General features: G+C 67.0%; 21 protein-coding genes and 1 other RNA gene. 4 read left to right on the top strand and 18 right to left on the bottom strand.

The features are described 5' to 3' along the window. Positions 1-114: 114 nt before the first annotated feature. The 6 genes from ftsZ to murC all read right to left on the bottom strand — a co-directional run bounded on the left by ftsZ (position 115) and on the right by murC (position 8,296). Positions 115-1,953 (bottom strand): cell division protein FtsZ, encoded by a 1,839-nt coding sequence (ftsZ, locus tag QX124_RS03465; protein ID WP_315736790.1) that lies wholly within the window; start codon positions 1,951-1,953, stop codon positions 115-117. Positions 1,954-2,043: 90 nt separating this feature from the next. Then, positions 2,044-3,363, bottom strand: a complete 1,320-nt coding sequence (gene ftsA, locus QX124_RS03460; protein ID WP_315736788.1) for a cell division protein FtsA — start codon at positions 3,361-3,363, stop codon at positions 2,044-2,046. Continuing rightward, positions 3,360-4,415 (bottom strand): cell division protein FtsQ/DivIB, encoded by a 1,056-nt coding sequence (locus tag QX124_RS03455; RefSeq protein WP_315771403.1) that lies wholly within the window; start codon positions 4,413-4,415, stop codon positions 3,360-3,362. The genes ftsA and QX124_RS03455 overlap by 4 nt, the downstream gene beginning before the upstream one ends. Positions 4,416-4,689: 274 nt before the next feature. Further along, complete coding sequence (locus tag QX124_RS03450; RefSeq protein ID WP_315796287.1) at positions 4,690-5,691, bottom strand: D-alanine--D-alanine ligase; 1,002 nt, start codon at positions 5,689-5,691, stop codon at positions 4,690-4,692. Between the two features lie 70 nt (positions 5,692-5,761). Beyond that, positions 5,762-6,685: a UDP-N-acetylmuramate dehydrogenase gene (gene murB, locus QX124_RS03445; protein ID WP_315796284.1), complete on the bottom strand. Its 924-nt coding sequence runs from the start codon at positions 6,683-6,685 to the stop codon at positions 5,762-5,764. A 207-nt stretch (positions 6,686-6,892) separates the two neighbouring features. Continuing rightward, positions 6,893-8,296 (bottom strand): UDP-N-acetylmuramate--L-alanine ligase, encoded by a 1,404-nt coding sequence (gene murC / locus QX124_RS03440; protein ID WP_315796282.1) that lies wholly within the window; start codon positions 8,294-8,296, stop codon positions 6,893-6,895. Positions 8,297-8,655: 359 nt separating this feature from the next. Between murC and QX124_RS03435 the strand changes: the two genes are divergently transcribed. Beyond that, on the top strand, positions 8,656-9,393 hold the full coding sequence (locus QX124_RS03435) for a carbonic anhydrase (protein WP_315771395.1): 738 nt from the start codon (positions 8,656-8,658) through the stop codon (positions 9,391-9,393). Positions 9,394-9,397: 4 nt separating this feature from the next. Here the strand turns inward: QX124_RS03435 and QX124_RS03430 are convergent, their stop codons facing one another. After that, positions 9,398-10,057 (bottom strand): helix-turn-helix domain-containing protein, encoded by a 660-nt coding sequence (locus QX124_RS03430; RefSeq protein ID WP_315796280.1) that lies wholly within the window; start codon positions 10,055-10,057, stop codon positions 9,398-9,400. On the opposite strand from QX124_RS03430, the gene QX124_RS03425 reads away from it, so the two are divergent. After that, positions 10,058-10,285 carry a hypothetical protein gene (locus QX124_RS03425; protein ID WP_315796278.1) on the top strand — a complete coding sequence of 76 codons (228 nt, stop codon included), beginning with the start codon at positions 10,058-10,060 and terminating at the stop codon, positions 10,283-10,285. Here the strand turns inward: QX124_RS03425 and murG are convergent. The 9 genes from murG to rsmH form a co-directional block, all read right to left on the bottom strand. Further along, entirely contained in the window at positions 10,282-11,385 is a 1,104-nt protein-coding gene (murG, locus tag QX124_RS03420; protein WP_315796276.1) for an undecaprenyldiphospho-muramoylpentapeptide beta-N-acetylglucosaminyltransferase, read from the bottom strand. The two genes, QX124_RS03425 and murG, sit on opposite strands and share 4 nt — an antisense overlap. A gap of 44 nt (positions 11,386-11,429) precedes the next feature. After that, positions 11,430-12,581 carry a putative lipid II flippase FtsW gene (gene ftsW / locus QX124_RS03415; protein WP_315736776.1) on the bottom strand — a complete coding sequence of 384 codons (1,152 nt, stop codon included), beginning with the start codon at positions 12,579-12,581 and terminating at the stop codon, positions 11,430-11,432. Between the two features lie 346 nt (positions 12,582-12,927). Continuing rightward, complete coding sequence (gene murD, locus QX124_RS03410; RefSeq protein ID WP_315796275.1) at positions 12,928-14,328, bottom strand: UDP-N-acetylmuramoyl-L-alanine--D-glutamate ligase; 1,401 nt, start codon at positions 14,326-14,328, stop codon at positions 12,928-12,930. 109 nt (positions 14,329-14,437) lie between these two features. After that, positions 14,438-15,544, bottom strand: a complete 1,107-nt coding sequence (gene mraY / locus QX124_RS03405; protein WP_315736774.1) for a phospho-N-acetylmuramoyl-pentapeptide-transferase — start codon at positions 15,542-15,544, stop codon at positions 14,438-14,440. A gap of 196 nt (positions 15,545-15,740) precedes the next feature. Then, positions 15,741-17,117: a UDP-N-acetylmuramoyl-tripeptide--D-alanyl-D-alanine ligase gene (murF, locus tag QX124_RS03400; RefSeq protein WP_315796274.1), complete on the bottom strand. Its 1,377-nt coding sequence runs from the start codon at positions 17,115-17,117 to the stop codon at positions 15,741-15,743. Then, a complete protein-coding gene (locus tag QX124_RS03395) occupies positions 17,114-18,574 on the bottom strand; it encodes a UDP-N-acetylmuramoyl-L-alanyl-D-glutamate--2,6-diaminopimelate ligase (protein WP_315796273.1) in 1,461 nt (486 codons plus the stop codon). Before QX124_RS03395 ends, murF begins: the two co-directional genes overlap by 4 nt. A gap of 70 nt (positions 18,575-18,644) precedes the next feature. Beyond that, entirely contained in the window at positions 18,645-20,393 is a 1,749-nt protein-coding gene (locus QX124_RS03390; protein ID WP_315736771.1) for a penicillin-binding protein 2, read from the bottom strand. After that, on the bottom strand, positions 20,390-20,782 hold the full coding sequence (locus QX124_RS03385; RefSeq protein WP_315713444.1) for a hypothetical protein: 393 nt from the start codon (positions 20,780-20,782) through the stop codon (positions 20,390-20,392). The genes QX124_RS03390 and QX124_RS03385 overlap by 4 nt, the downstream gene beginning before the upstream one ends. A 3-nt stretch (positions 20,783-20,785) precedes the next feature. Further along, entirely contained in the window at positions 20,786-21,781 is a 996-nt protein-coding gene (gene rsmH, locus QX124_RS03380) for a 16S rRNA (cytosine(1402)-N(4))-methyltransferase RsmH (RefSeq protein ID WP_315736770.1), read from the bottom strand. Positions 21,782-22,335: 554 nt separating this feature from the next. Here rsmH and QX124_RS03375 point away from each other — a divergent pair. Beyond that, a complete protein-coding gene (locus tag QX124_RS03375; RefSeq protein ID WP_315736768.1) occupies positions 22,336-23,187 on the top strand; it encodes an N-acetylmuramoyl-L-alanine amidase in 852 nt (283 codons plus the stop codon). 4 nt (positions 23,188-23,191) lie between these two features. Here QX124_RS03375 and QX124_RS03370 read toward each other — a convergent pair whose 3' ends face one another. Both QX124_RS03370 and QX124_RS03365 read right to left on the bottom strand, forming a co-directional pair. Beyond that, positions 23,192-24,436, bottom strand: coding sequence for an RNA polymerase sigma factor (locus QX124_RS03370; RefSeq protein WP_315796270.1), 1,245 nt, complete (start codon positions 24,434-24,436; stop codon positions 23,192-23,194). 33 nt (positions 24,437-24,469) lie between these two features. Continuing rightward, positions 24,470-24,823, bottom strand: coding sequence for a YciI family protein (locus QX124_RS03365; RefSeq protein ID WP_315796269.1), 354 nt, complete (start codon positions 24,821-24,823; stop codon positions 24,470-24,472). Positions 24,824-24,962: 139 nt separating this feature from the next. Here QX124_RS03365 and rnpB point away from each other — a divergent pair. After that, positions 24,963-25,403, top strand: an RNA gene (rnpB, locus tag QX124_RS03360) — RNase P RNA component class A. The last annotated feature ends 16 nt before the right edge of the window (positions 25,404-25,419 follow it).

Here is a 25,419-nt window from a genome sequence, read left to right as displayed (position 1 = left end):
TAATCATTTAAAATCAGTTAGTTGAAGGGAGATCAGCGCGCGCCGCGAGACCAAAAAAAGGGCCCGGCTCTCGCGAGCCGGGCCTGTTCAGCACCGTCAGGGCTGTAACAATTCTCAGGTTGCCTGCCGGCGGAGGAAAGCCGGGATATCCAAATGGTCGTCTCCCTGTGGCGCCGGGGACACAGGCGCGGGACGGCCATGGACATCCAGCCCCTGCGGCGCGGGACGGCGGGCATACTCCGAGACGGGCGATTCGTGGCTCGCAACCTGCTGAGCAACGTTCCGCTGCGGCTTCCGTTCCGGCAGGGGCGGCATCTGCGGCATGGCAGGACCCGCGGTCCGCACCGGCAGCAGAGGTTCGGCGTCCTCGTCCCGGCGGCCGAGACCGACATTTGCGAGACGCTGCAGCAGCGACATCCGGGTCTTCTGCGGATGCTCGTCGCCCTCGTCGCCCCTCGCCTGACGAATCTCGGCCTGGGCCGGCATCGGCAGGTCCTCGAACTTCGGCATGCGCGGCGCGCGAACCGGAACCCGCTCGGCGGCCTGCGGAATGAAGGTCTCGGGCAAGGCCGCCGGCTCGATCGGAGCCGCGCGCTGCGCCTCGGGCTCCGGGAACAGCGACGGCTTCTGTGCAATCGGGCGCACCGTCACATCGCCATAGGACGCTGCCTGCGCCGGGGCAGCCGACGGACCGGGCTCGCTTGCCATCGCGGCCGCGACGGCGGCCAGCGTATCGCGCTCGAGATTCGGCGCCGGACGCGGCGCAGGCGCCATCGGCGCGGGTGCCGGAGCGGCGACGGCCGGAGCCTGCGACGCCTGCTGCTCGAGCTTGGCGGCGCGTTCAGCCAGGCGCTGATTGTCGGCGCGCAGGCGCGCGGTCAGATCGGCGAGGCGGCTTTCAGGAAGACCCGCAACAGCGGTCGGGGCGGCGGCAATCGGAGCGACAGCCGCCGCCGGCTGTGAGGTCGTAACGTTCCGGTTGAACTGCGCCTGCTCGATGCCGGTGGCAACCACCGACACCCGGATCAGGCCGTCCAGCGATTCGTCGAAGGTGGCGCCGACGATGATGTTGGCGTCCTGGTCGACCTCCTCGCGGATGCGGGTCGCGGCTTCGTCGACCTCGAACAGCGTGAGGTCCTTGCCGCCGGTGATCGAGATCAGGAGACCACGGGCGCCCTTCATCGAGGAATCGTCGATCAGCGGGTTCGCGATCGCGGCCTCGGCCGCGGTCAGCGCGCGCTTGTCCCCGGAGGCCTCGCCGGTGCCCATCATCGCCTTACCCATCTCACGCATGACGGCGCGGACGTCGGCGAAGTCGAGGTTGATCAGGCCTTCCTTGACCATCAGGTCGGTGATGCAGGCGACGCCGGAATAGAGCACCTGGTCGGCCATCGCGAAGGCGTCCGCGAAGGTGGTCTTCTCGTTGGCGACCCGGAACAGGTTCTGGTTCGGGATGATCAGCAGCGTGTCGACGACCTTGTGCAGCTCCGAGATGCCCGATTCTGCGGTGCGCATGCGGCGCGCGCCTTCGAAGTGGAACGGCTTGGTGACGACGCCCACGGTGAGGATGTTCATCTCGCGCGCGGTCTTGGCGATGACCGGAGCTGCACCGGTGCCGGTTCCGCCGCCCATGCCGGCGGTCACGAACACCATGTTGGCGCCCGAAAGGTGATCGCGGATCTCGTCGATCACCTCCTGTGCGGCGGCGGCGCCGACATCCGGCTGCGAGCCGGCGCCGAGGCCCTGGGTCACCTGCGTGCCCATCTGGATGATGCGCTGCGCCTTGGACATGGTCAGCGCCTGCGCGTCAGTATTGGCGACGACGAAGTCGACGCCCTGAAGGCCAGCCGTGATCATGTTGTTGACGGCGTTGCCGCCCGCGCCGCCGACCCCGAACACGGTGATCCGGGGCTTCAGCTCGTGGATATCAGGAGGGGTAATAGTGAGTGCCATGATTGCCTCTCGATCACGCGCGGGTGGGTTCGCCCCGGCCGCCGGCCGCGGTTGGTGTTGTTGGAAATCGCATGGGATGGAAACCGGTCATCAGAAGCCCTCGCGTAGCCATCGTCCGACCTTTCCGAAGTAGCCGTCGGTTCCTGTCCCGACCTGCCGCGTATGCCGCGGTTCGACATGTTCGAGGTGCGCGTATTGCGGATAGACCAGCAGCCCCGTCGGCACCGCGAAGGCGGCGTTCTTGGCCTCGTTGGGAAGACGGCCGAAGCCAAGCGGGCGGCCGACACGCACCGGGCGGTCGAGGATCCGGGTCGCAAGCTCGACCAGCCCCGTCAGCTGGGAGGCGCCTCCGCTGAGGACGACGCGCGCCTTGGGTTCTGCCGCAAAGGGCGAATCCTTCAGCCGGTCGCGGACCATTTCAAAAATCTCCTCTGCGCGGTGCCTGACGATGTTCGCGATGGTGGCGCGGGACACGATCTGCGGAACATCCCGCTCGTTGTCACCGGCCGTCGGAACAGACATCAACTCACGCGCGTCGGACCCGCCAGTCAGCACCGTGCCATATAACGTCTTGATTCGCTCGGCATCTGCAATGCACGCTGATAGTCCGCGCGCAAGATCCATGGTCACGTGGTGCCCGCCGAGCGCAAAACCGGAGGCATGGACGAAGCGGCCGCCGGAATATATCGCGATCGTCGTGGTGCCCGCCCCCATCTCGACCACGGCAGCGCCGAGATCGGCCTCGTCGTCGGTCAGCACCGACAACCCGGCAACATACGGGCTTGCCGCCATGGCCTCGACGTTGAGATGGCAACGTTCCACCACGAGCATCAGGTTCTTGGCCACGGTGGCGTCGGTCGTGACCACGTTCATGTCGACGCCGAACTGCCGCGCCAGCATGCCGCGGGGGTCGCGGATGCCCTTCACGCCATCGAGCGTGTAGCCGACGGGCAAGGCATGCAGCACCGCGCGCCCGTCGCCGGTGGCGTGATGCATGCCGGTTGAGGTCACGCGGCTGACATCGGCCTGGGTCACGGCGCCGCCGCGAATGTCCGAGGTGGCCTCGATCAGATGGCCCATGACGCGGCCGCCGGCGACCGGCAGCAGCACGGACTCGACCCGCACCCTGGCCATGCGCTCGGCCAGCGCGACCGCCTGCCGCACGGCCTGCTCGCATTCGACGGGATCGACGACGGCGCCGGCCTTGACGCCGCGCGACTGGATCTGGCTGTAGCCGATCAGCTCGACCGTGTGGGTGCGGCCGCGCAGCGCGTCGCTGGGCGGCGCCGGCTTCAGCCGCGCGATCATGCAGGCGATCTTGCTGGTGCCGACATCGAGAGAGGCCACAAGCGCGGTGCGCTTCTGGCCCATCGGGCGCGTCTTCGGAGTCTGGCGATCGAAGCCGGTCATGCGTCACCGGCCTTCTTCTTGGACTTCTTGTCCTTGAACAGCTCGTCGTGCGCCTTCGCTGCGTCCTCGGACAGTTGCACCGTCAGGCGGTCCGGCAGCCGCAAGTCGATGGCGACGATGTCGCGTGAGAACAGCCGATCGTCCTGATCGAGCTGGGTCAGGGTGGCGAGCGCGTTGCCGACATCGTGCTCGGGCAGGCGAATGTCGAGGCCGTCCTTGGTACGCAGGTTCCAGCGCCGCTCGCCGACGAACACGGCGGCCTTGGTGACGGCGCGCACCTGCGGGTAGCGGGCGAGCAGCGCCAGGAAATCGCGCGCGCGGCTCTCGGCCCCCTTGCCGACCACCAACGGCAGCGTCAGGAAACGGCGCGAGACATATTGCTCGAGCACGGCGCCGTCATCGGCGATGACCGAGAGGCGGCCCTCCTGCTGCCAGAGCGCGAACGCCTTGCGCTCGACGACGTCGATCTGCAGTTGGTTCGGAAAGAACTTCTGCACCGTGGCGTCGGCGATCCAGGGGTTGGCCTTGAGCCTGTCGCGCACGGCGGCGGCATCGAGGAACAGCAGCGAGGAGCGGCCGGTGACGCCGCCGACGGCGAGGATCTCGTCCTGAGTGAGCTGCCTGCGGCCATTGATCGCCACGGCCGTGATGCGGAAGCCGGCCGCATTGGCCAGCGCATTGCGGGTGTCGGACAGGGCCGCGCTGACGTCCTGGGCGTGGCCGCCCTTGACGATGCCGAGCCAGACGCTGCCGAACAAGAGCACCACGGTCGCCACGGTGCCGAGCCGGCGCGGCAGATAGCGCTCGACGAGCTCGACCACGCGCGGCGGCGCCTCACGCTCGACCATCGGCGCGAGCGCGGCCTGCATCGGCGCAAGATCTCTTCGGGTCGACCGCCGGCCCAGAGGTTGCTTCGTGTATCCCCGCGCGAAGCGGACACGCGGAAGGCGGGCCGAGACATACTCGCGCAGCAGGATTGCCGCGCCAAGGGCAGCGGCTTTCAGGTTCGCTTGAGGCCTCTGCGATCGAGCGAGGCGTCCTGCACCATCCATTGCACGAGCTCATCAAACTGTTGCGCCCGCAGATACTCGCGGACCCGCGCCTGCGCTCCCGGCCGGCCGGACACTGGTGACGTCACGACCCGGCAGCCGAGCACCACTGAGGCGCCAGCGTTAACCTTCGGACGTCCTGGTAAACAAAAAGTAAAATCGATCCGGAGAGACGAATTTTTTCTCCGATTTATGAGGACCTTGCCTGGAATTCTTAAGCATTTTACAGGTTACAGGAACCATCGGGGGACGCCGGGCCGGGGGACCTCCGGTGCGTCTACCGCACGTTTGATCGGCGACTGCGCCCCTCGGCCAAGGCGATCTGCTGATTGAGGAAATCGACGAAGGCGATGCCCTGTGCCGCGAGCGCCTTGGGATACAGCGAGGCCGCGGTCAGCCCGGGCAGCGTGTTGGTCTCGAGATAGACGGGGCCATTGGCCGAGACGATGAAGTCGGTGCGCGAATAGCCGCCGCAGGACAGCGCGCGATGCGCCTTGATCGCCTCCGTCTGCAGCGCGGCCGTCACCTCCGGACTGAAGCGGCCGGGACAGATTTCCTTCGTCGCCGCGGCGAGGTACTTCGCGAAATAGTCGAAGGCGCCGTCTGCGGGGAGGATCTCGATCGGCGGCAGCGCGATCAGCGCGCCATCGGATTGTTCGAGCACGCCGCAGGTCGCCTCCGTCCCGGTGACGAAGGGCTCGATCAGATACTCCTCGGTCGCGGCTGCCGCTTTGACGGCAACGAGGTCCTGGCTGGCGTTGACGAAGATCAGCCCGAAGCTCGATCCATCCTTCACCGGCTTGGCGATCAGCCTGCCGTAGCGCGCCAGCGCCGCTTCGGCGTCATCGAGCGCGACGCCCTCGGCCGCCGTCACCCCGCCGAGCACGGCGAAGCGCTTCGCCGCGACCTTGTCGAAGGCGAGGTGCGAGGCGGCCGAGCTCGAGCCGGTGAACGGCACGCCGCGAAGCTCGCACATCAGTTGAAGCTCGCCATTCTCCGCCCGGCCACCGTGGAGACCGAGCACCAGAACCCGATCCTCGGCCCTGGCGCGATCGAGAGCCTCGGAGAGCGTCCCGATCCGGGGGCCATCGGCGGTGAACGGCTCCTCGAACGGCTTCGCATGCGCGACCAGCGCCGTGCCGCTCGCCTGATGCACCGTGTCGTCGGCCTCCCAGAACCAGAGGTCAGCCTCGGGCAGCGCGGCATGCAGCGCCTTGGTGCTGGCGACCGAGACGAGGCGCTCCTTGTTGGAGCCGCCGAACAAAATCGTGGTGCGCATCAATGTCTTCTCGGTTGATCTCACAACCGCAGTCGCGATTGCGCTGACGTCACTTGAGCAAGCGGGGCGATCAGCTCGCCTTGACTCCGATCCGCTTGATCTCCCACTGCAGCTCGATGCCCGAACTCGCCTTGACCCGCGCACGCACGGTCTCGCCGAGCGTCTCGATGTCCTCGGCCGTGGCATCGCCGGTGTTGATCAGGAAGTTGCAGTGCATTTCGGAAACCTGGGCGCCGCCGACCTTGAGGCCGCGGCAGCCCGCGGAATCGACCAGCTTCCAGGCGGAATGTCCGGGCGGATTCTTGAAGGTCGAGCCGCCGGTCTTCTCGCGGATCGGCTGCGCCGTCTCACGATGCGCCTGCACCTCGGCCATGCGCGCCCGGATCGCCTCCGGCGCCGACGGCGTGCCGCGGAAGCGCGCTGCCGTGAAGATCAGCGACGGATCGGCGCCGCTCGCGCGGTAGGTGAACTTCATCTCGGCATTGTTGAAGAGACGGGTCTCCCCGCTGCGGTCGATCGCAATCGCCTCGACCAGGATGTCCTTGGTCTCGCCGCCATTGGCGCCGGCATTCATCCGCAACGCGCCGCCGATCGTGCCGGGGATGCCGAACAGGAATTCGAGGCCGGCGAGATTGGCGGAGGCTGCGACCTCGGCCACGCGCTTGTCGAGCGCAGCCGTGCCGGCCGTAACGATGTCGCCTTCCGCCTTGACCTCACCGAACGCGCGCGGCGCCAAGCGGATGACGATGCCGGGCACCCCGCCGTCGCGCACGATGAGGTTGGAACCGACGCCAATGACGGTGACCGGCAGATCGGCTGGAAGCCGCCTCAGGAAATAAGTGAGGTCGTTGGCATCGGCCGGCGTGAACAACACCTGCGCCGGACCGCCGACGCGAAACCATGTGAACGGCGCCAGGGTCTCATTGGCCAGCAGCCGCCCGCGCAGCTCCGGCATGACGGCTTTGAGGTCGGGGGTGATGTCGGGGAAGGTCATGCGGCCGCTCTCGCATCGTGCCCCGACATCGTCAGGGTCGGCACGCACTCTCCGTTCCCTGCCCCCTCGTGGGGGAGGGTCAGGGAGGGGGGTGAGCCCCAGGCGCCGGCGTGCGTGGTACGCCCCCCCTCTCCACCTCTCCCCCACAAGGGGGGAGAGAGCAGAGCGTACCGTGTGGCAGGGACCCGCTTCGTCAAGCTCACCTGGTCACCCCAGCGCCTTGAGCTCGTTGGGAAGCGCGTAGGCCCATTGCGTGATGTTGCCGGCGCCGAGGCAGACGACGAGATCGCCCGGCTTGGCGAGGCCCTTGACGATGCCGGCGAGGTCCGCGGCCTTCGGCAGCGGCACCACGTCGCGATGGCCGTGGGCGCGTAGGCCAAGCACGAAATGATCACGGTCGATGCCCTCGATCGGCGCCTCACCAGCCGGATAGACATCGGCGACGACGACGGCGTCGGCGTCGTTGAAGCAGGTGCAGAACTCCTCGAACAGCGACTGCAGCCTTGTGTAGCGATGCGGCTGCACCACGGCGATGATCTTGCCGTTGGTGGATTCGCGCGCCGCCTTCAGCACGGCCGCGATCTCGACCGGGTGATGGCCGTAATCGTCGATCACGGTCACGCCATTCCATTCGCCGGTGCGGGTGAAACGGCGCTTGACGCCGCCGAAGCCGGCAATCGCCTTGCGGATCGCCTCGTCGGACAGGCCAAGCTCCCGCGCGACCGCGATCGCCGCCGTTGCATTCGAGGCGTTGTGCCGGCCGGGCATCGGCAGCGCGATGTCGGCAATCTCGTGCGTCGCGCCGCTCTTGCGATTGCGGAACACCACCTTGAAGCGGGAGCCGCCGCCCATCGGCGTGAGATCGACGAGGCGCACATCGGCCTGCGGGTTGACGCCGTAGGTGATGATCCGGCGGTCCTCGATCTTGCCGACCAACGTTTGCACCACCGGGTGATCGATGCACATCACGGCAAAGCCGTAGAACGGCACGTTCTCGACGAAGGTGCGGAACGCCTCCTGCACGGCGTCGAAGGTCTTGAAGTGATCGAGATGCTCGGGATCGACATTGGTGACGATGGCGACATCCGCCGGCAGCTTCAGGAAGGTGCCGTCGCTCTCGTCCGCCTCGACCACCATCCACTCGCCGCCGCCGAGCCGCGCATTGGTGCCGTAGGCATTGATGATGCCGCCATTGATGACGGTCGGATCGAGCCCGCCGGCATCGAGCAGCGCCGCGACCATCGAGGTGGTCGTGGTCTTGCCGTGGGTGCCGGCGATCGCGACGCAGCTCTTCAGCCGCATCAACTCGGCCAGCATCTCGGCGCGGCGGACGACGGGGATGCGCTGGGCGCGCGCCGCCATCAGCTCCGGATTGTCGCGCTTGATCGCAGTGGAGACGACGACCACGTCCGCGCCGGCGACGTTCTCGGCCTTGTGCCCGACGCTGACGGTGATGCCCTTCTCGCGCAGGCGTGCGACGTTCGCATTGTCCGAGGCGTCCGAACCCTGCACCGTGTAGCCGAGATTGCACAGCACCTCGGCGATGCCGCTCATGCCGATGCCGCCGATCCCGACGAAGTGGATGGGTCCGATCTCGCGCGGCAGTCTCATGGGGCGTCTCGTCTCAAGGGTTCCGGGCGCCCGGCGGAGGGGCGCGACCGCGAATCATCAGCCCTTCTTGCAAGACATGACTGGCCTGGACAAGTCCGCCCCGGCCGTAAACATCGCCAAATTCGCAGGCGCCCGCCCGATTTTGGCCGATTTTGGCAGCTTCGCGGCCGCGATGGGCGAGCAGTTCCCGCCGGGGATGCCCGCTTCACAAATTGTTAAGCGCGATCCCACGCAAACCCGTCCCAACGGGATACCTGCAATTTTTGCGCGTTCACCGCGTCAGTTCGCGTGGCATGGGTAGTGCCGCGGCCGGCGTGCCGGTCGCGCATCTTTCAACTCTTGATGGAGAATCCCCGCCGATGTGCTCGCTGTGTGAAACGCACCCTCCCGTATTGTCCCGCCGTCGGCTGCTCGGCGGCGGCGCAGTGCTGGCTGCCGCGGCGCTCGGCGCGCTTCCGGCGTTTGCGAAGGAAGCCAAGCAGACGAGCGACATCGCAACACCCCCCAACGCGATCTCGCCGGACGACGCGATGAAGCGCATCGTCGATGGCAACGCGCGCTACGTCGCCGGCAATCTCGACAACAAGGATTTCTCGGCCGGCCGCGCGGCGCGCGCCGCGGCACAGTACCCGATCGCCGCGATCGTGAGCTGCGCCGATGCACGGGTCGCGCCGGAGCTGGTGTTCGATCAGGGGCCCGGTGAGCTGTTCGTGGTCCGGGTCGCCGGCAATTTCGTCAACGACGACGGTCTCGCCAGCCTCGAATATGGCGTCAAGTTCCTCGGCACGCCTCTCGTGCTGGTGCTTGGTCACAGCGGCTGCGGCGCCATCGATGCCACGATCAAGGTGCTCAAGGACGGCACCAAGCTGCCTGGCCACCTGCCCGCCCTGATCAATGCGCTCAAACCCGGCGTCGAGGCCGCGATCGCGAAGAAGCCGCAGGACCTGCTGGCCGAGGCCACCGCGGAGAACGTGCGCAACAATGTCCGGCGCCTGTCGACCGCCAAGCCGATCGTCGGCCGCATGGTCGCCGAGGGCAAGGTGAAGATCGTCGGCGGCATCTATGACATCGGCTCCGGCCGGGTCACGATGATCTGACGCGTCAAGCTGGCCGCAGCGCGCGATCCGCACGCGCGGCTGCGGCCGCGAGCCAGCACACCTGGTGGCAGAACCAGGCCTCCACGGAAGCCACGAAATCCGGCATCAGCGTCAGATGCCGGCGCCCGTCGCCAAAGCGCAGCAGACCGCGCTCCTCCATTGTCGCCAGCAGATTGCGGATATGGGAGCGCGAGACGCCCAGCGAGGTCGCAAGCTCCGCCGTCGAAATCTCGACGGCCTCGCGCCCAGCGGCGGAACGGGCGACGAGTGTCAGCGCCAGATGGATGCCGCTGTCGTGCTCGTCGGTCCAGGCGAGATCGGGAAATCCCGTCAGGGGCCGGTTGTCGCGGCAGAGCCAGCTCGCACATTGCCGGATCGTCTCCGCGTAGAACGCGGCGTCGTCCTGCAGACGAAGGCTCAGTCCGTCGGCATGCGTCAACAGCGCGTGGCAATCCAGATGCATGGCAAGCCAGCCTCGCAGACCCTCGAGGATGACGGCGCCTGGCACCAGATAGCGGATGCGGGCGTCCCCGGGATCGCGCTCGACGGTCACCAGCGACAGACCGCGCAACAGCGCGACGAACGCCGCCGTCTGCCGCGGTCCCGGCAGCCGCATCTGCAGGCGCGTCAGGGTCGGCCGCTCGGCCGACTTGCGCGCCGACATGTGCATCATCACGATGTGCGCAGCAATTTCCGTCGGGGCGCGCTGACCGAACAGCTTGATCATCAGGCGCTGACCGCGCAGGGGCGCAATCAGCTGATCGCAAAATCCGACGAACACGGGCACGAAGGACGGATGGCGTCGCAAACGCATCGGATGATCATCCGCCGCGATGGCGCCCTGGTCAGCGATCCGGTTCGTCATCGCATCACCGCGCACTCGATCAACTAGAGCGCCGCCGTCCTGATCACGAGGTCGGCCAGCCGCTCGGCGGCATCGAGCCGCCCGGCCGCGCGCGCAGCCTGGGCCATCGCTGCGAGACGCGTGGGCTCGGCGGCGAGCGCCGAGATCTCGGAGGCCAGCCTGTCGGAGATGAATTCGCTCTGCACGATCCGGATCGCGGCGTTCGCGTCCGAGAGCACGCCGGCATTGGCAAACTGGTCCTGGTCGATAGCGCCCGGCAGCGGCACCAGGATCGAAGGACGGCCGATCGCGGCGAGCTCGGCGACGGTACCGGCGCCGGAACGCGAGATCACGAGGTGATTGGCAGCAAGCCGCGCCGGCAGGTCGGTGAAGAAGGGTTGCAGGTCGGCATTGATCTTGAGCCGGTCATAGACCGCGCGCACCCGCACCATGTCCTCCTGCCGCACCTGCTGGGTCAGCACCAGTCGGTCCCAGAGGGCCGGCTCCAGCCGCTCGATCGCGCCGGGCACGATGTCGCTCATGATGCGCGCGCCCTGGCTGCCGCCGACGACGAGCAGCCGCAACGGGCCCGAAGTCTCCGGCGCCACATAGGGCATGGCCGCCGCTTCGAGGATGGCAGGACGCATCGGCGTGCCGACCGTGGTGGTCTTCGCCGAAAGCGCCGGATCGCGGTCGAGCACGCCAGGCAGCGACGTCGCGATCGCCTTCACATGCGCGGACAGGAAACGGTTGGCGCGGCCGAGCACGGCGTTGGCGTCGTGGATCAGGCTGGGCACGCCGGCGAGCCGCGCCGCCAGCAGCGGCGGCACGGTCGGATAGCCGCCGAAGCCGATCACGGCCGCGGGCTTGAGCCGCCGCATCAGGTTGAAGGCCGCGATGGTGCCGCTGCCGAGCAGCAGCGCGGTGCGGGCCAGCGCCAACGGCGAACGGCTGCGCACGGTCTCGCTCGGCACCACGTCGATCATGTCCGGGGTGAACAGGCCGCTGTATCGCAGCGCGCGCTCATCGGTGACGAGACGGACGCGATAGCCGCGCCTGATCAGCTCGACACCGAGCGCTTCAGCAGGAAACAGATGGCCGCCGGTGCCGCCGGCCGCGAGCAGAATGAGAGGCGCGGTTGAGGTCATGCGCTTGTTTACAGGCAATGTGCGGTCATTGCGAGCCAGGCGGCCTAGGCGTAATTGCGCAGCGCGCCGGCTGCGTCGCCGGCCTCGACCTCCATCCGCGGCCGCTGTCGGGTCAGCGCCAGCATCATGCCGACGCCATAGGCCAGCGACACGATCGAGGAGCCACCGTAGGAGATGAAGGGCAAGGTCATGCCCTTGGCCGGGATCAGCTGCAGGTTGACTGAGATGTTGATGGCCGCCTGGATGCCGAACAGGATCGCCAGACCCGAGGCCGCGAAGCGCGCAAAGCCGTCCTCGGTCGCATAGGCGCGCGACAGCGTGCGGATCACGATGAAGGCGAACAGCGCGACCAGCGCCAGACAGAGGATGATGCCGAACTCCTCGGCGGCGACCGCGAACACGAAATCGGTGTGGCTGTCCGGCAGGCTGCGCTTGGCGATGCCCTCGCCCGGCCCCAGCCCGAACCAGCCGCCGTTGGAGAACGCCTCCATCGCGGTGTCGACCTGGAAGGTGTCGCCCGATGCCGGGTTCATGAAGCGCTTGATGCGGCCGGCGACGTGCGGGACCAGCAGATAGGCGCCGAACAGACCAGCGGCCGCGGCGCCGGCGAGGCCCGCGACCCAGATCATGCGCATGCCGGCGATGAAGAACAGCGAGCCCCAGACCATCAGGACCAGCATGGTCTGGCCGAAATCCGGCTCCATCACCAAGAGCGACACGAGCATCATCAGCAGCACCAGCGCCATCGTGGTCGCCGGCATGTCGGGCCGCCGCGCCGATTCCGAGAACAGCCAGGCGGAAACCACGACGAAGGCCGGCTTCGCGGCCTCGGACGCCTGGATGTTGACGCCGATCAGCGTGATCCAGCGCCGCGAGCCCTTCACCTCCGGCCCGATCGCGAGCGTCAGCACGATCAGCACGATGGCGACCGCGAACACCACCAGCGCGCTGCGCCGGATCTGGCGCGGCGACAGGAAGGAGACGCCGATCAGCACGATGAAGGACGGCAGCAGGAACAGGACGTGGCGGTTGAAGAAGTGAAACGGATCGAGCCCGATCCGGGTCGCGACCGGAGGGCTGGCCGCCAGCGACAGGATCACCCCGCACAGCATCAAGGCGAGGATGGCGCCGAGCAGCGGGCGGTCCACCGTCCACCACCAGTCGGACAGCGGATTGCGTTCTTCACGGGAGAGCATCGGGCGTCCACCTGAGGCCTTAAGGAATCAGACCATTGGCGCCCAGGATGGTTATTGAAGGGTTAAGGATTCCTCCGCTGTCGTCCCGGACAAGCCGTGACGCGCCAGCGCGTCGCGGCGCCGATCCGGGACCCATACGCCGCGGCCATCGTGAACGGACAAAATGCCAACGACCCGCGTGCCTCAAACCGCTTCATGGGGGTATGGGTCCCGGCGTTCGCCGGGACGACACCGGTGTGTGCTGCTGCAGATGCGCGTCGTATCGTTCAAGCGTCCGGCCTGCTGAGCAAACACCGTCATCCTCCGCGCAGAGGAGAATCCAACACACCGTACCGTCGCGATGAAGCTACGCCACCGGGTTCACGCCCGGCAGAGCCTGCACCAGCTCGCGGAAGCGCGTGCCGCGGATCTCGAAGTTGCGGAATTGGTCGAACGAAGCGCAGGCCGGCGACAGCAGGACCACGGCCTCCTTCAGGCCGGAGGCTTCAGCGTCTGCAGCCGCCTGCGCCACCGCGATCTCCAGCGTGCCGGACATCTCGTGCGCCACCTTGTCACCGAGCGTGCCGGCGAACTCCGCGGCCGCCTCGCCGATCAGATAGGCCTTGCGGATGCGCGGGAAGAAGCCTGCGAGGCTGGTGATGCCGCCGGCCTTGGACTTGCCGCCGGCGATCCAGAAGATGTCGGCAAAAGACGACAGCGCATGCGCGGTCGCATCCGCATTGGTGCCCTTGGAGTCGTTGACGAACAGCACGTTGGCTCGGCGGCCGACCTGCTCCATGCGATGCGCCAGGCCGGGAAAGCTGCGCAGCCCCTGCTGCAGGACGTCCTCCTTGACACCGAGCGCGAGCGCAGTCGCCGCCGCGCAGGCCGCATTCTGCGCATTGTGCTGGCCGCGCAGCGAGCCGATGCCACCGAGCCGCACAACCTCGCTGCGCGCCCCGCCTGAGCTGCGCAGGATGGTCTCGTGCTCGACATACAGCCCGTCAGCCAGCGGATTTTTGACCGAGATGCGCACGACGCGCTTGCCGGCCTGGTCGAGCCGGTCGGCGATCGCGCGCGAAAAACCGTCGTCGACGCCGACGATCGCGGTGCCTTGCGGCTTCACGCCGGCGACGAGGCGCTCCTTCACGGCCGCGTAGTTCTCGATCGTGCCGTGACGGTCGAGATGGTCCTCGCTGACGTTGATCAGGATGCCGACGCTCGGATCGAGCGAGGGCGTCAGGTCGATCTGGTAGGAGGACATCTCGATGACGTGGACGCGGCCCATGCGCGGCGGCTCGAGCGACAGGATCGCGGTGCCGATATTGCCGCCCATCTGGGTGTCGTAGCCGGCGACCCGCATCAGATGCGCGATCAGCGCGGTCGTGGTCGACTTGCCGTTGGTGCCGGTGATCGCGACGAACGGCGCATCCGGCGCGTGCCGCCTGCGCTCGCGACAGAACAGCTCGATGTCGCCGATCACCTCGACGCCGGCCTCGCGTGCCCTGAGCACGCTCCAATGCGGCACGGGATGGGTCAGCGGCACGCCCGGCGCCAGCACCAGCGCGGCGAAGTTCGCCCAGGAGACGGTGCGCAGATCGGCGGTGATGAAACCCGCCTTCGCCGCTTCCGTCATCCGATCGGCGCCGTCGTCGGCCGCGATCACTTCGGCGCCGCCGGCCCGCAGGGCATGACACGAAGCCAGCCCCGAGCCGCCGAGTCCGAACACAGCGACGGTCTTGCCGGCGAATGAGGTGACGGGGATCATGGGAAGAACTCCGTCGTTCCGGACACCGCGCAGCGCTGATCCGCAATCTCGGGATTCCGGGTTCGCGCTGCGCGCGCCCCGGAATGACAATCCATGGCATACGGACCCATCAGCGCAGCTTCAGGGTGGAGAGACCGACGAGCGCCAGCATCACCGAGATGATCCAGAACCGGATCACGATCTGCGGCTCGGTCCAGCCGAGCTGCTCGAAATGATGGTGGATCGGCGCCATCCTGAAGATGCGCTTGCCGGTCAGCTTGAACGACGCGACCTGCACGATCACCGACACTGCTTCCAGCACGAACAGGCCGCCGATCACCGCCAGCACGATCTCGTGCTTCACGGCGACCGCGATCGAGCCGAGCATCCCGCCGAGCGCGAGCGAGCCGGTGTCGCCCATGAAGATCGAGGCGGGCGGCGCGTTGAACCAGAGGAAGCCTAAGCCCGCGCCCAACACCGCGCCGCAGAGCACGGCGAGCTCGCCGGTGCCCGCGACGTAATGGATCTGCAGATAGTCGGAGAACACGGCATTGCCGACGAGGTAGGCGATCAGACCGAAGCTCGCCGAGGCAATCATCACCGGCACGATCGCAAGGCCGTCGAGGCCATCGGTCAGGTTGACGGCATTGCCTGCGCCGACGATGACGAAGGCGCCAAAAATGACATAGAGCCAGCCGAACTTGAAGACGAGGTCCTTGAAGAAGGGAATCGCCAGCCCTGTCGAGGATGGATCGCGGCCGAGGCGAACCAGCGCATAACAGGCGACCAGCGCGATTGCAGCCTCGATCAGCAACCTGAGGCGGCCAGCGAAGCCCGAATGCGACTGCTTGGTGACCTTCAGATAGTCGTCATAGAAGCCGACGAAGCCAAAGCCGAGCGTGACCGCGAGCACGATCCAGACATAGGGATTGAGCGGATTGGCCCACAGCACAGTGGAGACGACGAGCCCCGAGAGGATCATCAGCCCGCCCATCGTGGGCGTACCCTTCTTGCTGATGATATGCGATTGCGGGCCGTCGGTGCGGATCGGCTGGCCTTTGCCTTGACGCAGCCTGAGATGATCAATGATCCAGGGGCCGAACAGGAACACGAACAGCGCGCCGGTGACGACGGCGCCGCCGGTCCGGAAGGTGATGTAACGGAACACGTTCAAGAGCCCGCGAAACACCGAAAGGCTCGGAAACGTATTCGTCAGCTCGATCAACCAGTAGAACATCCAACCCGCCTATGCCGCCTCACCGAGACTAAGCCACGCCAACACGGTTGCTCGTGCGCGAATCCGGTCCAGTCTCTTTTAACCATGAACGGGGCCGGGTGCGAATCGTAGCCCGACGGGAATGATCCGTCCGGCATGACCGCTTCGGCCACCAGTGGAAAACTATCCTTCTGCCGCGCCGCGATATCGCCCGATTTCAACCGACGCCCTGCAGCGCCGCGGCGAGCTTCGACACGAACTTGTTGACCCAGAAGATCTTCTTGCTGCCCTTGATGACGACGACGTCGCCCGGCGCAAGCAGCGCCGCGACCCGACCGGGATCCAACGTCACCGGATCCTCGTGCCAGCCGAGCCGCTTCGCTTGCGGCAGGTTGTCGAACAGGTGACGCATCAGCGGACCGACGCAATAGACGCCGTCGACCCCGGCGAGATGAGCGACCATCCCCTGATGATAGGCCGGCGCCTCGTCGCCGAGTTCAAGCATGTCGCCGATGATGGCAATGCGCCGCCTCCGCACCGGCCGTGCCTGCAGGCTGTCGAGCGCAGCCGCCATGCTGGCCGGATTGCCGTTGAAGCTGTCGTCGATCAGAACGATGTCGCCGATGGTCTGCTCGACGCCGCGGCCCGTCATGATGCCGACCTGGCCGAGCGTCGGCGCGAGCAGCGCCGGATCGAGCCCGGCTGCTGCGATGGAGGCGAGCGCCGCCAGCGCATTGTGCAGGCGATGCGGCGCCCCCGGCGTCACCGTGAAGGCGACGCGGCGACCGGCGATGTCTGCCGACACATCCCAGCTGTCGCCGCGCGAGGTGTGCGCGAGCTCGCGCACGTCAGCGCCGCCACCGAAGCGGGTCACTTTGCCCGTCCATTCCGGCGCAGCGAGATCGGCCGGCAGCACGAGAACGCCGTCAGCCGGCAGCCCGCACGCGATCGAGACTTTCTCTTTCCTGATCGCTTCCAGGCTGCCGAGCTTCTCCAGGTGCACCGGCTGCACGTTGACGACGAGAGCCACCGTCGGCTGCGACAGCTCCGTCAGCCGCGCGATCTCGCCTTTTTGATTCATGCCCATCTCGACGACCCAGACCGAAGCGCCCGGATCGGCATTGCACAGCGTCAGCGGCACGCCCCAGAAATTGTTGAAGCTCGACGGGCTGGCTGACGCTCCGGGATAGGCGGCGATGAACTCCTTGGTCGAGGTCTTGCCGGCGCTGCCGGTGAGCCCGATCACCGGGCCATGAAAGCGCGCCCTTGCAGCGCGCGCGAGTGTCCACAATCCATCGATCAGCGTGTCCTGCACCACGAGCTGCGGCACGGTGATGCCGTCGATCCTGTGCGGCACGATCATCGCGACGGCGCCGGCCGCTTCGGCGTTGGCCGCAAACTCCCAGCCGTCGCGGCTGGAGGCGAAGCTCGACACGAAGCCACCGCTCGGCGTGCCGCTCAGCGCAACGAACAGGCTGCCGGGCTTCACGGCACGGCTGTCCTGCGTCACGAAATCGATCGGGCTCTCCGGATAGTCACCGGCGAGGCCGAGCGCGCGCGCCGCCTCCGCCACGGTCCACAGCGCCTTCGTCATGGTGTCCTCGATGCCAACGCGTCCGCGACCGCTTCGTGATCGCTGAAATGCAGAACATTGCTGCCGATGATCTGTCCGGTCTCGTGGCCCTTGCCGGCGATCACGAGCGCATCGCCGGGCTGCAGCTCGCCAATCGCGACCTCGATCGCCTCCGCCCGATCGCCGATCTCGCGCGCACCGGGTGCGGCGGCGAGGATCGCGGCGCGGATCGCAGCCGGATCCTCGCTGCGCGGGTTGTCGTCGGTGACGATGACGCTGTCGGCCCCTTCAGCGGCGATCGCGCCCATCAAAGGGCGCTTGCCGGTGTCACGGTCGCCGCCGGCGCCGAACACGACGACGAGTTTTCGCGCAGCATAGGGCCGCAGCGCGTGCAGCGCCTTGGCAAGCGCGTCCGGCTTGTGCGCGTAGTCGATGAAGATGGGTGCACCATTGTGCTCGCCGACCAGCTCGAGCCGGCCCCTGGCGCCCTCGAGCTGCTCGAGAGATTCGAACACGGCTTGCGGATCGCTGCCGGTGCCGATCGCAAGGCCCGCCGCGACCAGCGCATTCTCGATCTGAAACGCGCCGACCAGCGGCAGGCGGACCGCATGCATGCGGCCGCAATGCTGGATCTGGAGCTGCTGAGCAAAGCCGTCGATTGCAGTGGCCACCAGCCGGATGCCCTCTCCAGCGCCGTCCCCATGCGTTCCCACCGTCATCAGGCGAAGACCGCGTGTCTGCGCCGCGGCGATGACCTCCGGCGAGCACTCATGATCAGCCGAGATCACGGCAGGGCCGCCCGGCGGCACGAGATCGCGGAACAGCCGCAGCTTGGCGTTGAGGTAGTGCGTGATATCAGGATGATAGTCCATGTGGTCGCGCGACAGGTTCGTGAACCCGCCGGCCGAGACCCTGACACCATCGAGCCTGAATTGATCGAGCCCATGCGACGAGGCCTCGAACGCCAGATGGGTGACGCCATCCTGCGTGATCTCGTCGATCTGCCGATGCAGCGCGATCGGATCCGGCGTCGTCAGCGAGCCGTAGACGGTGCGCTTGTCCGACACCAGCCCGACGGTGCCGATGCTGGCCGAACTGTGGCCGAGGCGCTGCCATATCTGGCGCGTGAAGGCGGCGACCGACGTCTTGCCGCTGGTGCCGGTGACGGCGGCAATGGTCGCCGGCTGGCGCGGATAGAACCGAGATGAAGCGAGCGCGAGCGCCCGCCGAGGGTTGGGCAGCGCGATGAATGGCACGGCCAGCTCCGTTCCAGGGCCCGCCGCGCCGGCCACGGCGACCGCGCCGGCCGAGATCGCCGCCGCGATGAAGCGGGCGCCATCGGTCTTGGTGCCGGACAGAGCAAAAAACAGGTCGCCGGGCCGCACGGCGCGGCTGTCCACCGCGAGGCCGGAGATCTCGACAGCGGCGATGCGGGCGTCGAGCGTCGCCTGATCGCCCAGGAGGTCCTGAAGTTTCATCCTGGTTCCGTGCCAGTCCTGGCCCCGCCCCGGGCGGCGGCAGCTCCAAAGCCCGCGATTCGACGACGGCTTACTGTGTCAGCCGCGATGCTGCAAGAATTTGGCGGTCGGACGGCGGCAGGTCGAAGCGGGGCTCGATTCCCAGCAGCGGCCCGATCCGGGAGATCACGGCACCAGCCGTCGGCGCGGCATTCCAGCCGGAGGTGATGAAGCCATAGGTTTCCTTCAATGACTGCGGCTCGTCCAGCATGATCAGGAGCTGGTATTTTGGCTTGTCTGCCGGGATCACGGCGGTGAAGAGGGTCAGCACCTTCTTCTTGGCGTAGCGGCCGTTGATGACCTTCTCGGCGGTGCCGGTCTTGCCGCCGATGTAATAGCCCTTCACGTCGGCCTTGCGCGCGGTGCCGACCTCGGCGTTCAGACGCATCAGGTAGCGCATCTTCTCCGAGGTCTCCGGCTTGATCACGCGCTTGGCGACCTGCATCGCCTCTGCCTCGGTGCGCTTCATGAAAGTCGGCGGGATCAGATAGCCACCATTGACCAGCGCGCTGACACCCATCACGCCCTGCAGCGGTGCCACCGCCATGCCGTGACCGAACGCGATCGTGACCGTGTTCAACTCGGCCCAGCGCTTGGGCAGGATCGGCGAGGCGCTCTCCGGCAACTCGGTGCGCAACCGGTCGAACTGGCCCATCTTGCGCAGGAACGCCTTGTGCGCGTCCACGCCCTGCGCCAACGCGATCCTGGCAGCACCGACGTTGGACGAGAAGTAGAACACTTCCCGCATGTTGAGGAAGCGGCCCTTTGGTTCGTCGTCGTGAATCGTAAACTTGCCGTAGTGCAGCGGTCCGCGCGCATCCCACAGCGAGTTGAGATCATACTTGCCGCTGTCGAGCGCCATCGCCAGGGTGAAGGCCTTGAAGGTCGAACCCATTTCGTACACGCCCGTGGTGAGGCGGTTGATCCGATCGGGATCGTGCGCTTCCTTCGGGTTGTTCGGATCAAAATCCGGCAGCGAGACCATGGCGATGATCTCGCCGGTCCTGACATTGACGACGAGACCGGAAGCCGCCTTGGCCTTGAACTTGTCCTTGGACTTGAGCAGCTCATCGCGCAGCGCGTGCTCGACGCGCAGATCGACCGAGAGCTCGATCGGGCGCTGCAGGCGATCGGTGGCGAAGCCGGCACGATGGAGGTCGGCGAGGCCCTGATTGTCGAGCCACTTCTCCATACCGGCGATGCCCTGGTTGTCGATGTTCACCAGGCCGATCAGATGGGCCACCTCGTTGCCGGTCGGATAGACGCGCTTGTTCTCGCGCAGGAAGCCGATGCCCGGCAGGCCGAGGCGATGAATGTCCTGCTGCTGCTTCGGTGTCATCTCGCGCTTCAACCAGACGAAGCCCTTGCGCGACAGCAGTCGGTCGCGGACCTCGCCCGTATCGAGATCCGGCAAGGTCGCCGTCAGAAGCTCGATCGCCTCGTCCTTGTCGATGAGGCGGCGCGGCTCGGCGAACAGGCTCGGCGTCTTGACGTCGGTGGCGAGAACGGCACCGTTGCGGTCGACGATGTCGGGCCGCGCGGTGGCGATGGCGTCCTGCTGCGCGGCACGCCGCGCGCTCGGACCATCCGAGCCGATCGCGAACATCACGAGGCGGCCGCCGATGATCGCGTAGACCGCGGCAAAGGCGACGATCGCGAGGCCGACGCGCACGCGCGCCTTCGCAGTGCGATCGACATCGCGCCCATACAGCAGCGTGCGCACCAGTCGCTGCCGCCAGGGCTCCTGCGGCTTGACGTGAGGCCGACGCTGATCGCTCATTGCTGATCCTCCGGGCGACGCACCGATCCGGTCACGGGGGGCTCTTCGTTGATCGCGTCGATCGCATCGATCATCGATCCGATCGGATCCGGATTGTCCGGTCGCGCAAATCGCGGCGGCCGCTCCGGCAGATTCTTCAGGCTGTCGTATTGTGTGGCGTTGAGCGGCTTCAGCGGCAGATGCCGTTCGACCAGCCCTTGCAGCCGCAGCGGCGCGTCGAGCTTGGCCCATTCCGCGCGCAACACTGCGATGGCCTCGCGCTGCTCGCGGATCTCAGCGCGCAATTGCAGCACGCGCTCGACCCGTGCCGTCGAGTCCATCTTGATGCGATAGACATAGGCCGCCGCGAAGATCAGCGAGCAGATCACGACGAGGTGCAGGAGGCGCATCGGTCACCCTCCTCGCAGGACGTCGGCCAGGCGCGGCCAGGGGGATGATGATGCCGAGGCGTGCGCCGGCGCGGCCGTGCGTTCGGCGCCGCGCAGCTTGGCGGAGCGTGCCCGGGGATTGGCTTCGGTCTCGGTCTCCGCGGCCACCACCGGCTTGCGGTTGAGCAGCTGGAAGCTGGGTGCCTCCTGGGCCACCTCGGGCCGATGGCGGGAGCCGCCGCCAGTCCTGCTGCGCTCGGCCAGGAACGTCTTGACGATGCGGTCCTCGAGCGAATGGAACGAGACGATCGCGAGGCGGCCGCCCGGCGCCAGCACGCGCTCCGCTGCCGCCAGCGCCTGTTCGAGCTCGTCCAGCTCCTCGTTGACGAGAATGCGCAACGCCTGGAACGTGCGCGTCGCCGGATGGATGTCGCCAGGCTTCGATCTCACCACGCGCGCGACGATGTCGGCGAGCTGCCGCGTCGTCGTGATCGGCTGCTCCTTGCGCGCGGCGACGATGGCCCGCGCCACGGCGCGGGAGTGCCGCTCCTCGCCAAAGATGTAGATGACGTCGGCCAGATCGCGCTCGGCAGCGTGCGCAACGACATCGGCAGCCGTCGGCCCCGTGCCGCCCATCCGCATGTCGAGCGGGCCGTCGAACCTGAACGAGAAGCCTCGCGCGGCGGAGTCGAGCTGCATCGAGGATACGCCGACATCCATCACGACGCCGTCGACATGTGTGAGGCCTTGCGATGCACAGATGTCGGCCAATGCCGAGAAGCGGTTCTCGACCAGTGTCAGGCGACCGCCCGCTTCGGCGAGGAGACTCGCGCCGCCGGCGATTGCGGTGCTGTCGCGATCGATCCCGATCACCCGTGTTCCCGCCGTCGCCAGGATCAGGCGCGTATAGCCACCCGCGCCAAAGGTCGCATCGACATAGGTTCCGCCGGCGCGCGGCGCCAGCATCTCGACCGCTTCGGGGCCGAGCACCGGGACGTGTCGCTGGTCAGCCGTGCTCACGCGGCCGCTCCGCAAGCGCGCCGTTGCTTCAGACTGACTTTGTTCGGCAGCGAGCCCATCGCGCCTTCGATCCTCGCGCCCGTCAATTCGCCAAGCCATCTCCCGGGACGGTCGGTCATCCGTCGAGCCGTCCCGACATCAGCGGCACGATCCGGCCTTGTCGAGACCCTCGATCCGACAGCGATCGCGCGGCGCCGGAGCGCCCCGGAACCGCTTTCGATCGTGATCTGCCGTGCAGGACCTTGCATCGTGGCGGCTTGCCGTCCCGAAAGCCGGCTTGGCTCTTCACCACTCAGTAACGGCGTTTAGCGTTAACAAACAGTTGACGGTCTGTGGCGGATGTTGGGCACTTGGACCGCGAGGCGGAGCTGCCCGGTAGACCGTTCGTCCTGCACGCCGTCGCGCCGTTCGGCGGACTGGCAATCGCCATACAACGGTCCGCTCAATAGCGAGGGCTCGCATGCGATTTCGATTGCGGCTGGGACATGTAAAAGAGTAGTGCCTGCCCATATTCGGTTTGAGCCATCGCCGCCGCCGTCCGCTTCGAGTCGTTCATGCCAAATCCATCCGACAAGCCGGAATCGAAGCGTCCCCGTGCGCTGCCGATCCCCAAGGGCGTTTCCGACCTGCCGGTCTTCACGCCGGACTCGTCGATCGCCTCCGACGTGATCCCGTCGGCCAATTTCGGCGAGCGCAAGGGTGGGCGCCAGCCGGACATGATCATTCTTCATTACACCGGAATGCCGGATGTCGAAGGGGCGATCACCAAGCTTTGCACCGCCGGCAGCGAGGTGTCCGCCCATTACGTCGTGCTTGAGGACGGACGCATCGTCCAGTGCGTACCGGAGGCCTTCCGCGCTTGGCACGCGGGTCTCTCGTCCTGGGGCGGCGACGAGGACATCAATTCCTGCTCGATCGGTGTCGAGATCGTCAATCGCGGCCACGATTGGGGCTATCCGGATTTCCCACCGCGGCAAATCGCGGCGGTCATCGCGCTGTGCCGAGGAATCATGCTTCGCCGCAATGTGCCGGCGCATCGCGTGCTCGGGCATTCCGACGTGGCGCCCGCGCGCAAGAAGGATCCCGGCGAGAAATTCCCGTGGCATTCGCTGGCGAATTCGGGCGTGGGCCACTGGGTGCAGCCGGCGGCGATCACCAAGGGCGAGACGCTGAAGCTCGGCAGCATCGGCGATGACGTCAAGGGCTTGCAGAAGGCGCTCGCCAAATACGGCTATGGCGTGCCGATCACGGGTAAATTCGACGGCATCACCATGGATGTCGTCACCGCGTTCCAACGGCACTTCCGCCCCGAAAAGATCGACGGCATCGCCGACCGCTCGACCTTGTGGACGTTGCATGCGCTGCTGACGAGCCTGCCTGCCGAGGATCAGGCGCCGCGCGTCTGACACGTCAGGCCTCCACATCGAGCTCCCCCAGCCGGCGAGCATAGAGACGCCTGAGCGGCGCGAGCTGCGTGGCCCCGCTCGCCTCGCGGTAGGCGGTGCGTGCCGCGTCGCGCCGACCGAGTCGCCGCAAGAGGTCCGCCCGCACCGCCGGTAGAAGATCGTACTGCTTCAATCCGCCGCGCGCGGCCAGCGCATCGACCAGCGCCAGTGCCCGCGCCGGGCCATCGACCATCGATACGGCGGCTGCATGATTGAGCTCGATCACGGGCGATGGCGCGATCCGCAGCAGAACCTCGTAGAGCCCCACGATCTGCCGCCAATCCGTTTCAGCGTAGCTGGAGGCCTGAGCATGAAGCGCGGCAATCGCCGCCTGGACCGTATAGGGCTGCGGGAGCCCCTTCATGCCCAGGGCCTGTTCGACCAGCCCCAGCCCTTCGGCGATCTGCTCGCGATTCCACAGCGCGCGGTCCTGTTCCTCCAGCAGGACGATGTCGCCCGCCGCATTGGTTCGGCCGGCGCGCCGCGCATCGTGCAGCAGCATCAACGCGAGCAGGCCCTTGATGTCGCGCGCCTCCGGCATCAAGCCAAGCAGCAGGCGACCCAGCCGGATCGCCTCACGCGCGAGATCTTCGCGAATCAGCTCGGTGCCTGAGGTCGCGAGATAGCCCTCCGTGAACACCAGATAGATCACGGTCAGGACGCCGCGCAGCCGCTCCTCGAGCGCGTCGCGTCCCGGCACCTCATAGGGAATGCCGGCGAGGCGGATCTTCTGCTTGGCGCGCACGAGGCGCTGCGCCATCGCCTCCTCACCGGCGACAAAGGCGCGGGCGACCTCGGCGGTGGTGAGGCCGCAGACCGTGCGCAGCGTCAGCGCCACCTGGACCTCCGGCGCGAACGACGGATGGCAGCAGGTGAAGATCAGCCGCAGCATGTCATCGTCGAGATCGGCCGGCGCGTCCGCGTCGTCGTTGGCGGCGTCACGCTCGATCGCATGAACGATCTCCGCCTCCTTGTCGCGAAAATTGCTCCGCCGCCGGATCCGGTCGATCGCCTTGTTGCGGGCGACGTTGACCAGCCACGCCCGCGGGTTGGCGGGGGCGTCGGACCCCCGCCATTTGAGCAGCGCCGCAGCGAACGCATCCTGCAGCACGTCCTCAGCCAGATCGAAGTCACCGACGAGCCGGATCAAGGTCGCGAGTGCGCGGCCGGCCTCATCGCGGAACACCTTGTCGATCGCATCAGGCGTCATCGGTGACCTTCTCGGCAGCGAGCCGCACCGGTCTCAATGATTGTACTGCCAGACCGGCCGCACCTCGATCGAGCCGAAACGGGCGCCGGGAATACGCGCGGCAATCCCGATCGCCTCGTCGAGATTCTTGGCCTCGATCATGTAGTAGCCGCCGAGCTGCTCTCGGGTCTCGGCGAACGGACCGTCCGTGGCGAGGATCTTGCCGTCGCGCACCCGCACGGTCGTCGACGTCGAGGTCGGCTGCAGCCGGTCACCGCCCTTGTAATTGCCGCTCGAGATGATCGATTGGGTGAACGTCTGGTACTCCGCCAGCATCTTGCCTTCAGCCTCCTTCTCGATCTTCGCGTATTCGGCCTCATTCAGGTAGATCATCAACAGATACTGCATCGGACTTGCTCCTCTCTTCGGCTGGATCGCCGACATCCAGTCGAACGGCGTCGACGCGGAACGACACGCGAAGGATAATATTTTCCGCCGGCATGGCGATGGCTTGACGTGCTGGTCGAGAAGCCCCATTCAAGCTGCATCAGTCGGCCGGACGGCCGCTCCGGCAGGTGCCGAAAGGCCGCCGGGGAGGAAAGTCCGGGCTCCATCGACATGCGGTGCCGGATAACGTCCGGCGGGGGCGACCCCAGGGATAGTGCCACAGAGAACGAACCGCTTCCTCCCGCGAGGGAGGCAGTAAGGGTGAAAAGGTGCGGTAAGAGCGCACCGCGGGGCCGGCAACGGAACCGGCATGGTAAACCCCACCGGGAGCAAAACCGAATAGGGATGGCCACGCGGAGACAATCGCCAAGGCAGATGATGCCAAGGCGATGACGTCCGCGGGAGCGATGTCAGGCTCGCCGTCCGGGTAGGTTGCCCGAGGTCGCGCGCAAGCGCGATCCCAGAGGAATGGCCGTCACGTATCGTCATGCGCAAGCATCACGGTGCCCTACAGAACCCGGCTTACAGGCCGGCTGATATGTTCATGAGGGGCTCGG

This window comes from Bradyrhizobium sp. SZCCHNRI3043 (genome assembly GCF_032377735.1).
Classification (GTDB): Bacteria; Pseudomonadota; Alphaproteobacteria; order Rhizobiales; family Xanthobacteraceae; genus Bradyrhizobium.
Note: the sequence above shows the minus strand (reverse complement) of the source record. Positions and strands in the feature narration are given on the sequence as shown.